Below are 11,149 nucleotides of genomic sequence, written 5' to 3'. Positions count from 1 at the left end.
GTTACCCCCAAACGAATCGGAAAATCGATACTGGAAAAACTCTAACTCGGTGGCCAGTTTTTGTTGACCACTTCAGAGTATCAGTTCACACGACACACGGCTCACACGACCTCTGAGGCCCGTAGATGGGCGTCTCTGGTGTCTGTGGTCACTGGCGCTCGGTCTGCTGAGGTCTGCCACCTGACTAAACGTGACATTGTAACCTTGGACAATGGACTGGTCTGTATCGACATCAATGAAGATGGGGACGGGAAGTCTGTGAAGAACAAACATTCAGTCCGACTTGTGCCGTTAACCGATGGCGCTTATGGGTTTGACCTGACGTCCTTCCTGTCGTGGGTAGACATGCAGCCTGATGAGGGTCCTCTCTTCGGGATGACTCCGAGCGCCTACTCTAGCTGGTTTAACTCAAGGGTCCTGACTGAGGCCCTAGGAGACTCTCAGGATGTCTCTCTCCACAGTCTGAGACATTGGCTGGCGACCCGAATGAAAGAGCGTGGAGTCAATCTGGTGGACGCTCAAGGCATCTTAGGTCACAGCAGTCAGTCAATTACGTATGACCTGTACGGGAAAGGACACGCTGTGGGTAGGCTGGCTGATGTGCTTAAGACAGCTTTACTTTAAGTAGGGAGACCCAAGGTGGAGACCATATACGGCTTGATGGTTGAGACCTTGGGTCACTGAAGTCTGACTGAAGTTAGGGAGGGTGATAATAATCATAATCCCTCCTGACTATAGGCCCACTGGTCCGCCTTCGGCTGTCCGACTCTAAGTCTGTCTGTGGTCTTATTTAAACTGCGTCCTAAACTCCAGTCCCTCCAAATTCCTATGGTCTCCTCTTGACATTCCTGTTTAACTGTGAGTCGCCTCTGGTCTCTCTTTATATATACTTCCTTAATTCCTGAGGCGTCTTTAGTCCTTGACATTCGGTTCAACCTGTGAGTCACATCCTGTCGCGCTACTGTATGCATCACCAGTGATGGACTTGATTATCACTATAGGGGAACCAACTAATTCAACTACAGGAGATACTCTATGGCACGACCAATCGCAACTCACGACAACACGTTCACCAAAGCCTACTTGCAGCAGCACTGCGGGGACCTGCTGTCATTCGATGGTCAGGGCGACCTGAGTGGTTGGCTGGATGATGTCCTTACTGGTGCTGGTCGCCTGAACGAATCAATGGCAAGCAATACCAAGCCTGTCAGCCCATACTTGATTCTGACCCAACTACTAACGCACGACACATTAACTGTAAGCGCTGTGCAGGAGTCCCTGAGCCGTAAGCGTGTTGCCTTGGGTGAACCTATGGTTTCAACTCGCTACGCTCGCTACGTCTATGCTACCGTCGTCAGCGCCAGTAAATCCGTCCAGTACCACGCCAGTAAAGCTGGTTCATGATTACGGACCCTAAACTATCACTATAGGGAGACCAGCCTCCGCCTCTGAGTCTGATGCGTCAGAACATGCGAGCATCTGGTCAACCGACATTAAGTATCTCTCCTAAGTAATCAAGGCCCGTGACCGCCTCTGACAGACCTCCTGTATCGACCTCCAGCTCGTTAGCGTTCTTTAGTCGTCTCGGTTAGTAGCTCGTCTACTCACTACATTGGCTTAAGTCTATCACCGCTCACCATCTGGAGTCCTTACAGCTCGTCCTGACATGCGGTCGCACCTTTATACGTACATGGAGAACATGGTCACTCCAGACCGTCAACATTTAACCATTCACTTTCGTTAAGCACTTTCTGATGGGTCCGTTTAGGATGCGTCTGAATGGTGCGGACTCCATGTGGAGACAGAAAGTGCTTTACCAAAGGAGCATCTTTGTATGAATACCGAATTACCAGTAACTAACCGCCAGTTCTTAATCATCCTGCTGACCAATGCAGAGTCCAGTGTCGATTGCTGTCGCTATAACTTAGACCTGCTGAAGTTATCCCGATGGTATGCCCAGGCGGAAGACTGGGACTATGAGAAAATCCGGGAGATGTACGCGGAGCCTATCCAGTCATACCTCCAGACACACACCGAGGAAGAGCTGAAGCGTGGCCTGCAGGACATCTTCTATTTCAACAATCCTTACACCTGTGAGGGTGACTCAGAAGAGATGGATTGGATAGCGTCACGCTCTGATGCCGACTTGAAGCACATCTCTAACGCGATGATGCAGGTGGAGAGCAAATGGTCCCGCCGCCTTCAGGTCCTAACTGAAGATTACGAAAACGGCACCTTTGATAAGCTGGTCCCACCTGATGCCGAACGCCTTCAGGCGAAAGCTGACCAAGAACAGCGCTTCAAGTCCTTTGCCGAAGCTCTGGCGGGAGGTGCCTCTTATGACTTCTGACAATAAGCAGGAATACACCATTCATATCTTCGGTCAGGACATCACCAGTCAGGACGGATTGTTTCGACTGGATGAGATACGCCGGGTAGGCATTCAGATTGGTAAGGTAGAAGATAACCGTAGTACCGAGGTTGCTCGCTTCATGAGGACCAAGGCTGGTAGAAGTCTAACCAACCCAGAAAACGGGTTTGTTAAAAAGATTAACATGGGTCACTTAGGGACCTCGTGGCTGGCTGACCCAGTAGCCGCTATAGAGTTCGGTCGGTGGTTGGACCTTGGGTACGGACTGGCAGTAACCCGAGCCTTCGTGTCTATGACCTCCAGCGCCACCGTGCAGTCTGCTGTAGCGTCTGCTGAGGACATCAAGCCGGAGACCAAGGAATTCATCCAGCGTCATGGCACAGGCCTCTACATCGCCGGACGTGAAGTCTCACAGGCTGAGTATTCAGACTATCAAGCTGTGACCGCTGGTCGCTGTGAGTGGAGGTAAGTAATCATGGCTATGATTGACCCTCGTACACCTATCGGCAAAGCGACCCTTCGTTACCGTGGCCTGCCCACACGTCATCTGCTGTCTCTGCTGAGACTTGGAGTCGAAGACCCTGAGCGCCCTTACTACAGTCGAGACGAGCTGATAGCTATGCTGGTGGACCGTGATTTAGACAATCAGTTACGCCGAGCCTTTGCTAAGCAGTCCTGACCATACCAAACCTAATTTTAAACCTTTTGAGATGACCGATGCGGGGAGACCCGTAGGCGCTACTGCGTCTGCGATACCGATAGTCTCAACTCTCAAGAGGAGAATTACCTATGATGTTCAACAACAACAACTGGAAGCTGTCAGTCACCGACATCAACCTTTATGAAAACACTGTGAGTCTGGACGGTCAGCCCTATCCGCTGTCGCTCGCTATCAAGACCCTCATTCCGGGCTACCTGTCAGGCCTGCCGTCTACCAGCCGCGAGGCAATGGAGTTACTGGAAGCTCTGGCTGAAGCTGGCGTGACCATTGGCAACTTCTTCAGTAATGACTTGATGACCGCCTATGGTCGCCGCCAGATGAACAAACGAGCTGAAGCTGAGCGTATCGCTAAAGAGCAACGACTTCAGGCTGAGCGTATGCGTGAAGAGAACATGACCGATGCAGAGTGGCAGAAAGAGCTACAGCGCCGCGAACAGGTCAAAGCTGAACGCCGGACCTATGGTGAGAGCCTCCGCAGTGCTACCCATTCCGCTGGTCGCTCCCGTGCCGCTATTGTCGCTGACCTTGAGTCAGGCGGTAACTGGATGGACAGCTTGTAAAACACACAGTCCCTGACCCGATGTTAGGGACTCCTCAGTTTTGAGGACTCACAGTATTTAAACTAATTTAGGAGATTGATTATTATGACTACGATTAAAGACGCTTTCCAGTTTGGCATTGAGCCAGTACGCATCACCGATACCGACAACATTCAGGTCAATGAAGGTCTGCCGACTAACGCTGACCCGCAGGTCTATGCCCTCCAGTTAGCTAAGACGGTTAAGGCTATGCTGAACGGTGTACTTAAAGACGCTCAAGAGAACATCCCGTTCCCTGTAGAAGTCCTGCCGACCCGTAACAGCTTACCGACCCCAATCATTGCTCACACTCTGGCTGACCGCTCTGTGGTCGTTCCTGTCCGTGGTGGCAAGCGACCTGAAGTCGTGACCGTTCCGTCTGGACAAGAAATCGTGGTCGAACCAATCGAGCAGGCTATTCTCATCTCTGAGCAGACCAAGCTCTGGGACGCCAAGTCATCCACCGGATTCACTCAGGGCACACTTCAGCAGGACGCTATGAACATCTGTGAGAATGTGGTCCGTACCATCAACGCTCGCATGGTCGACGTTCTGGAATCCTCTAAGCTGCTGAAGACCGTAGAGCTTCCTGTCCTGACTGGTAGCCTGACCGCTAAGGCAGACGCTATCATGGACGCTCTGTATGAGAACACAGAGTCTTCTTTCGGTTCTGAGGTGTCTGACTACGGTATTATCGCTCATGAGAGCCAACTGAAAGCACTGTCCCGTCTGGCTGCTAAGCAAGGCTTCTCCGGTGAAGACGCTATCGTCGATATGCTGGGGACAGACATCGCCTATTACAACGGTGAAGACAAGGGTGTATTCATGCTGGCTAAACGCTTCACGGCCCTGAGCTTCGGCTGCTTCCGTCACGACGGTGAGAATATTACGGTCGTCCTTTCACGTGATGGCGACTCTCAGTCCCACGACTTGGAAATCCTCGGTAAAGTGTTCGTTGTCGCTGAAGCTGCTACGACCATCAAGATGGGCACTGGCTCAGCTACTGCCGTCCTGCCTGTAGTCAAACGCCTGAAGTTCACCAAGACCGAAGCGTAAGACCAATGGGTAAGAGCATTAGTAAAGGCTTCAGGTCCATCGCCAAGGGCCTGACAGGTGGTGGTGGGACTCAAGGTGGGGCTTCGGTCCCGCCTCCTGTAGCTCCTCCTGTAGCTCCTCCAGATGACGCTCAGCAAGCTGTAGTCGATACCCAAGGTCAGGAGACCGAGGGAGGTAAGACCATGAGCAGAGGTAAGTCTGGACTGAATATCAGCAGGACTTCAGGTGGTGGCTTGTCACTGTGATTAACTAACTACGGTCTGGACCAATGGTCTGGGCCTTTGTTTTGTACTAGTTGTCTAGTGCGGTAGTGCAATAGAAGATAGGGGGGGGCTTTATGTCCATGACTTCCGAAGACCTAAGGTCCCTCCTGACTCTGGTCTATAAACTCGTGTTCCTCTCTGTGGGCCTCTATATGGTCCTCTCCGGTCGACTCGGTGTGAATGTATTCGACACTCTGTCTAAGGCTGTGGGTGGGCTTCTGGGGGCTTAGGTTTGTACTCACAGTGGGACCGATGGTTTCTGACAGAAAAATGTGAATGACCATCTAATACATTAAGCCAGCAGACTTCCCCCATAGCCCGCCTCAAGTCCAGACCGAGGCCACCGGAGGGTCCTGACCAGCCGTCTAGACATCCCGTCTAATGACACAAGTCTGGCACAAAGAATGACACAAGGTCTTGACTCAATGCAGGACCTCAGGCCTACTAAGGGTCCGCTTCAAGTCCTTGTAGTTCCAGATGAACTTAATGGGCACATCCAGTTTATCTTTGCCCCGGACACCGTCGCGGAGTGCCGTCATTTGCGGGCCATGATCGATAGCATCCGTCCAGCTGAAGCAGGAGATTGACGTTTTGACCGGATTATCCAGCACCGGTAGGCGTTCTATCGTAATGGTATAGGTCGATTCACGCGCGCCACTATTTCCGCCGCTGATGCCGACATTGCCCGTCAAAATAGGTAACATAGCAATAGCGCGTGCAGTCAGCTCGCCGTTTGCCTGGCGTTGCGGCCCCCAGCCCTAGCAGATATAAGCGGGTTTTGTTGTGCCAATTTCACGCGCCAGTTTGATGATACGGTCTACCGGGATACCGGTAATTTGCGAAGCCCACTGCGGCGTTTTTGCTGTTTTATCGTCACCTTCACCAAGAATATAGGCTTTATAGTGACCATTTTTGGGTGCATCTGCGGGTAAGGTTTTTTCGTCATAGCCGACGCAGTATTTATCGAGAAAAGGTTGATCAACGAGATTTTCGTTAATCAATACCCAGGCAATACCCGCAACCAGCGCGGCATCGGTGCCCGGGCGAATAGGGAGCCATTCCTCTTCACGACCGGCAGCCGTATCGGTATATCGCGGATCGATAACAATCATTTTGGCGTTCGATTTCTCGCGCGCTTTTTCAAGAAGATAAGTGATGCCACCACCGCTCATGCGGGTTTCTGCCGGGTTGTTACCAAACATCACGACCAGCTTGCTGTTTTCAATATCCGTGGTGCTGTTGCCATCATTACTGCCGTAGGTGTAGGGCATGGCACAGGAAATTTGCGCGGTGCTGTAGGAGCCATACTGATTGAGTGAACCGCCGTAGCAGTTCATCAGGCGTTTGACCGCCGAGGCTGATGGCGAAGAGCGGGTCATATTGCCGCCAACAATCCCCGAAGAGTACTGAATATATACAGCTTCATTGCCATATTGTTCGACGGTTTTTTTCAGGCTACTGGCGATAGTATCCAGGGCTTCATCCCAGCTAATCCGTTCGAATTTGCCTTCACCGCGTTTACCCACGCGTTTCATTGGGTCATTCAAGCGATCGGGATGATTAATACGCCGGCGGATGGAGCGACCGCGCAAACAGGCGCGTACCCTGATGGTTGCCGTACTCATCGCTGCCGGTATTGTCAGTTTCCACCCAGGTCACTTCATTATCTTTAACATGTAGACGAAGTGCACAGCGGCTACCACAGTTGACGGAACAGGAACCCCAGATCACTTTTTCGCTGGCCTGTTGTACCGCTGCCGCTGCACTGCGCAGGGTGAACGGTAAAGAAAAACCGCCTGCAGCCAGCGCCAGAGAACCTGTCGCGGTTGATTTAACGAGTGTTCTGCGGCTGATGCCCACCATTCGGTCATTTTTGGACATAACTCACTCCCTGTTCTTTATTGTTATATAAATGTTTATACATTGAATATTTAGCGCGCTAACAATAGAGGGAGTCTACCCATTTTGGGTTAAGAATTATTAATCCACATCAATAGAAGGGTATGAGTAATAAGGTGAGATTATGTTGTATGTTCAAATCGCCGGATGTGTCATATCCGGCGTTCAGTCGATAATGTGTTACTGCGGTTCGGCAGGCGCGCCATCCTGGGTAGACTGCGCGGGAGCAGAGACGTTACCGCTGGTGGTGCGGTTGTAGAGAATTTTATGCGTATCATTAGCGCAATGCCCGACGACCTGGGAATCAGGCTGATCAACCTGGTCATTGGGTACAATACTTAACGTGAAGCTGCTTTCGGGTACGCCATTATTGATAATGCGCTGTGATATATCGCTCTGTATGCGCTCACAAGATCCCGGCGCGGCGAGTACCGCGGGTGAGGCGAGGGCGAGCAGAAGCGCGGCACAGCAGGTTGAGAGTTTCATCATAAGCTCCTTACGCGAAGATAACTTCTTTAAGCATAGCATTTAACGTGTAAAGTACTGTATTTGCTACTATGATTGAGAATCATCTCTACTCTCTGGTGACTGTTGTGAAATACAAATTACTACCATGCTTACTCGCGATATTCCTCACAGGATGTGACCGCACAGAGGTAACACTTTCATTTACCCCTGAGATGGCCAGTTTCTCTAATGAATTCGATTTTGATCCGCTGCGTGGTCCGGTAAAAGATTTCACTCAGACATTAATGGATGAGCAAGGTGAAGTGACGAAACGTGTTTCTGGGACTTTGTCGGAAGAAGGCTGTTTTGATTCACTCGAATTACTGGATCTGGAAAATAATACCGTGGTCGCTCTGGTACTGGACGCCAATTATTACCGTGATGCCGAGACGCTGGAGAAGAGAGTACGTTTACAGGGAAAATGCCAGCTAGCAGAATTACCTTCTGCCGGGGTGAGTTGGGAAACCGATGATAATGGCTTCGTGATTAAAGCCAGCAGCAAACAAATGCAGATGGAATATCGCTATGATGATCAGGGGTATCCGCTGGGTAAAACCACGAAAAGTAACGACAAAACATTATCTGTCAGCGCCACGCCATCAACGGATCCGATCAAAAAATTAGATTACACAGCGGTTACTTTACTAAATAATCAACGAGTTGGTAATGTAAAACAGAGCTGTGAATATGACAGTCACGCCAATCCAGTGGACTGTCAGCTGATCATTGTTGATGAAGGAGTAAAACCCGCCGTCGAACGGGTTTACACCATCAAAAATACGATCGATTATTATTAATGCTATTGTGCGGTCGGCTTCAGGAGAGTCTGACCCGGTGTTTTGTGCTCTGCCAGATACTGATGCTGGAATATACACATGCGAATGGCATTACGATATTGACCATTAATAAAAAACTCATGCATCAATTCACCTTCAACCGTAAAGCCAAGCTTGCGGTAAATGTGAATCGCTTTTTCATTCTCTTTATCGACGATCAGATACAGCTTATAGAGATTGAGAACGGTGAAGCCATAGTCCATTGCTAATTTGGCGGCACGGGTTGCCAGACCTTTCCCCTGATACTCCGGGGAGATAATTATCTGAAATTCTGCCCGGCGATGAACATGGTTAATTTCCACCAGCTCCACCAGACCGGCTTTTTCGCCGTCACATTCCACCACAAAGCGCCGTTCGCTCTGATCGTGAATATGCGCTTATCATACAGATCAGAGAGTTCAACAAAGGCTTCGTAGGGTTCCTCAAACCAGTAACGCATCACACTGGCGTTATTGTCGAGTTGATGTACATAGCGTAAATCTTCACGCTCCAGCGGGCGTAGCTTAACTGTGGGCGCTTGGCATAACGTGTCCTTACATTCCTTAAATCAATAACAGGTTAGGGGGTAATAACGCGGCCAGTTCGACGGTCCAGGCAGCGCAAAGTATTGGGCTCCCAGTAGGCATTGATGTTGGCGCTTTGCTCACATTTATCGCGGTTATCAAAAGCGGCGTCGGCTTTATCCCACTCTTTTTCAGTGCGTTTATTCACTTTCTGGCGCAGATTGCGCGTGTCATTCCATTGCTCTTTTTCCATAGCGGCGTGCTGGCGGCTTTGTGCACTGTCGCCAGACTCAATCACCAGTTTGTTAGTTTCGGCATGAACAGTTGTGCTCAATGCCAGTGCGCAAGGCAGCAGAAAAGCGAGCAGGCCGATTCGTTTGCTGAGAGTGATTTTCATAATTCATTCCCTGTATGAATGATTAAAGGTGATTCTACACCATCCACTGCGAACGCAAAACGTACCAGGAGGATGTTTATATTGATGATATTATGTCGCCCTATAACTATACATGATGTCAATAAGTGACAAAGATGATTAAAACAACGTTACTATTTTTTGCTACTGCGCTGTGTGAAATTATTGGATGCTTTCTGCCCTGGTTGTGGTTAAAACGAAACGCCAGTATCTGGCTGTTGCTTCCGGCGGGGATTTCACTGGCGCTGTTTGTCTGGTTGTTAACGTTGCATCCTGCGGCGAGTGGGCGTGTTTACGCGGCTTATGGTGGCGTTTATGTCTGCACGGCATTGATGTGGCTGCGCGTTGTGGATGGCGTGAAACTAAGTCTTTATGACTGGACGGGTGCGTTGATTGCGCTTTGCGGAATGTTGATCATTGTTGCGGGCTGGGGGCGCACGTAGGAACATAAATCCATTTTATCAATAAGATACGAGGAAGTGTCAGCTGACAAAAGGTATTCTATTTCATCTTTTGTCAACCATTCACAGCGCAAATATACGCCTTTTTTTGTGATCACTCCGGCTTTTTTCGATCTTCATACTTGTATGGCAGTAGCTCAGTTGCGTAGATTTCATGCATCACGACAAGCGATGCAAGGAATCGAACATGAAGATCGTAAAGGCTGAAGTTTTTGTTACCTGTCCGGGGCGTAATTTCGTCACATTAAAAATCACCACTGAGGACGGTATTACGGGCCTTGGGGATGCCACCCTCAATGGACGTGAGCTTTCCGTGGCCTCTTATTTGCAGGATCATCTTTGTCCGCGGCTTATTGGTCGCGATGCGCACCGTATCGAAGATATCTGGCAGTTTTTCTATAAAGGTGCTTACTGGCGTCGCGGTCCGGTTACGATGTCGGCCATTTCAGCGGTTGATATGGCGCTGTGGGATATTAAAGCCAAAGCTGCCAACATGCCGCTTTACCAGTTACTCGGCGGCGCGTCTCGTGAAGGGGTGATGGTTTATTGCCATACCACCGGTCACAGTATTGATGAAGCTCTGGATGATTATGCCCGTCATCAGGAGCTGGGATTCAAAGCCATCCGCGTGCAGTGCGGAATCCCTGGTATGAAAACCACCTACGGCATGTCGAAAGGTAAAGGTCTGGCTTATGAACCCGCAACCAAAGGACAGTGGCCGGAAGAGCAGCTGTGGTCGACGGAGAAATACCTCGATTTCATGCCGAAATTGTTTGACGCGGTACGTAACAAGTTTGGTTTTAATGAACATTTGCTGCATGACATGCACCATCGCTTAACGCCTATTGAAGCGGCGCGCTTTGGTAAAAGCATTGAAGATTATCGCATGTTCTGGATGGAAGACCCGACGCCAGCGGAAAACCAAGAATGCTTCCGTCTCATTCGCCAACATACCGTCACACCCATCGCAGTGGGTGAAGTCTTCAACAGCATCTGGGACTGCAAACAACTGATTGAAGAGCAACTCATCGATTATATCCGCACCACGCTGACCCATGCAGGCGGAATTACCGGTATGCGCCGGATTGCCGATTTTGCTTCGCTGTATCAGGTACGTACTGGCTCACACGGTCCTTCCGATTTGTCACCAGTCTGCATGGCTGCGGCGCTGCACTTTGATCTGTGGGTCCCCAATTTCGGTGTCCAGGAATACATGGGTTATTCCGAACAAATGCTCGAAGTCTTCCCGCACAACTGGACTTTCGATAACGGCTATATGCATCCGGGAGACAAACCGGGTCTTGGTATCGAATTCGATGAAAAGCTGGCGGCGAAATATCCCTATGAACCTGCTTATCTACCAGTCGCACGTCTGGAAGATGGCACGCTGTGGAACAGGTAAGGAGTAAGATAATTGAATCGCCACGGGTTTAACAGACACCTCAGAGTCATTTAAGATGGCTTAAAGAGAGGTGCCCATGAGCGGTAAGCGTTATCCCGAAGAGTTTAAAACTGAAGCAGTCAAACAGGTTGTTGATC

11 protein-coding genes and 2 pseudogenes are annotated in these 11,149 nt (G+C 50.0%); 9 read left to right on the top strand and 4 right to left on the bottom strand.

Features of this window, described 5'->3' with window-relative positions:
• Positions 1 to 60 precede the first annotated feature (60 nt).
• From ABZJ92_RS18180 to ABZJ92_RS18155, 6 genes are all read left to right on the top strand, one after another.
• Positions 61 to 624, top strand: coding sequence for a site-specific integrase (locus ABZJ92_RS18180; protein ID WP_025724343.1), 564 nt, complete (start codon positions 61 to 63; stop codon positions 622 to 624).
• Positions 625 to 1,035: 411 nt separating this feature from the next.
• Complete coding sequence (locus ABZJ92_RS18175) at positions 1,036 to 1,404, top strand: hypothetical protein (protein ID WP_000113584.1); 369 nt, start codon at positions 1,036 to 1,038, stop codon at positions 1,402 to 1,404.
• A gap of 430 nt (positions 1,405 to 1,834) precedes the next feature.
• Complete coding sequence (locus tag ABZJ92_RS18170) at positions 1,835 to 2,350, top strand: hypothetical protein (protein ID WP_001091024.1); 516 nt, start codon at positions 1,835 to 1,837, stop codon at positions 2,348 to 2,350.
• Positions 2,340 to 2,840 carry a hypothetical protein gene (locus ABZJ92_RS18165; RefSeq protein WP_000199921.1) on the top strand — a complete coding sequence of 167 codons (501 nt, stop codon included), beginning with the start codon at positions 2,340 to 2,342 and terminating at the stop codon, positions 2,838 to 2,840. The genes ABZJ92_RS18170 and ABZJ92_RS18165 overlap by 11 nt, the downstream gene beginning before the upstream one ends.
• 320 nt (positions 2,841 to 3,160) lie before the next feature.
• Positions 3,161 to 3,652 carry a hypothetical protein gene (locus ABZJ92_RS18160; protein ID WP_000971490.1) on the top strand — a complete coding sequence of 164 codons (492 nt, stop codon included), beginning with the start codon at positions 3,161 to 3,163 and terminating at the stop codon, positions 3,650 to 3,652.
• An 84-nt stretch (positions 3,653 to 3,736) separates the two neighbouring features.
• Positions 3,737 to 4,726, top strand: coding sequence for a hypothetical protein (locus ABZJ92_RS18155; RefSeq protein ID WP_000207512.1), 990 nt, complete (start codon positions 3,737 to 3,739; stop codon positions 4,724 to 4,726).
• Between the two features lie 730 nt (positions 4,727 to 5,456).
• Here the strand turns inward: ABZJ92_RS18155 and ABZJ92_RS18150 are convergent.
• A pseudogene (locus ABZJ92_RS18150) lies at positions 5,457 to 6,870 on the bottom strand (DMSO/selenate family reductase complex A subunit); the annotation flags it as partial.
• A 198-nt stretch (positions 6,871 to 7,068) separates the two neighbouring features.
• Positions 7,069 to 7,374: a DUF1161 domain-containing protein gene (locus tag ABZJ92_RS18145; protein ID WP_005050191.1), complete on the bottom strand. Its 306-nt coding sequence runs from the start codon at positions 7,372 to 7,374 to the stop codon at positions 7,069 to 7,071.
• A gap of 107 nt (positions 7,375 to 7,481) precedes the next feature.
• On the opposite strand from ABZJ92_RS18145, the gene ABZJ92_RS18140 reads away from it, so the two are divergent.
• On the top strand, positions 7,482 to 8,192 hold the full coding sequence (locus ABZJ92_RS18140) for a YnfC family lipoprotein (RefSeq protein ID WP_001321287.1): 711 nt from the start codon (positions 7,482 to 7,484) through the stop codon (positions 8,190 to 8,192).
• 2 nt (positions 8,193 to 8,194) lie between these two features.
• On the opposite strand, the pseudogene speG reads toward ABZJ92_RS18140, so the two are convergent.
• Together speG and ABZJ92_RS18130 are read right to left on the bottom strand one after the other, a co-directional pair.
• Positions 8,195 to 8,755: pseudogene (gene speG / locus ABZJ92_RS18135) on the bottom strand (spermidine N1-acetyltransferase).
• Between the two features lie 34 nt (positions 8,756 to 8,789).
• Positions 8,790 to 9,131 (bottom strand): DUF1283 family protein, encoded by a 342-nt coding sequence (locus ABZJ92_RS18130; RefSeq protein WP_000705197.1) that lies wholly within the window; start codon positions 9,129 to 9,131, stop codon positions 8,790 to 8,792.
• Between the two features lie 134 nt (positions 9,132 to 9,265).
• Between ABZJ92_RS18130 and ABZJ92_RS18125 the strand changes: the two genes are divergently transcribed.
• Positions 9,266 to 9,592, top strand: a complete 327-nt coding sequence (locus tag ABZJ92_RS18125) for a YnfA family protein (protein WP_001295395.1) — start codon at positions 9,266 to 9,268, stop codon at positions 9,590 to 9,592.
• A 205-nt stretch (positions 9,593 to 9,797) separates the two neighbouring features.
• Complete coding sequence (gene rspA, locus ABZJ92_RS18120) at positions 9,798 to 11,012, top strand: starvation-sensing protein RspA (RefSeq protein WP_005050183.1); 1,215 nt, start codon at positions 9,798 to 9,800, stop codon at positions 11,010 to 11,012.
• The last annotated feature ends 137 nt before the right edge of the window (positions 11,013 to 11,149 follow it).

The organism is Shigella sp. FJ200513 (assembly GCF_040495915.1).
Lineage (GTDB): Bacteria > Pseudomonadota > Gammaproteobacteria > Enterobacterales > Enterobacteriaceae > ECMA0423.
Note: the sequence above shows the minus strand (reverse complement) of the source record. Positions and strands in the feature narration are given on the sequence as shown.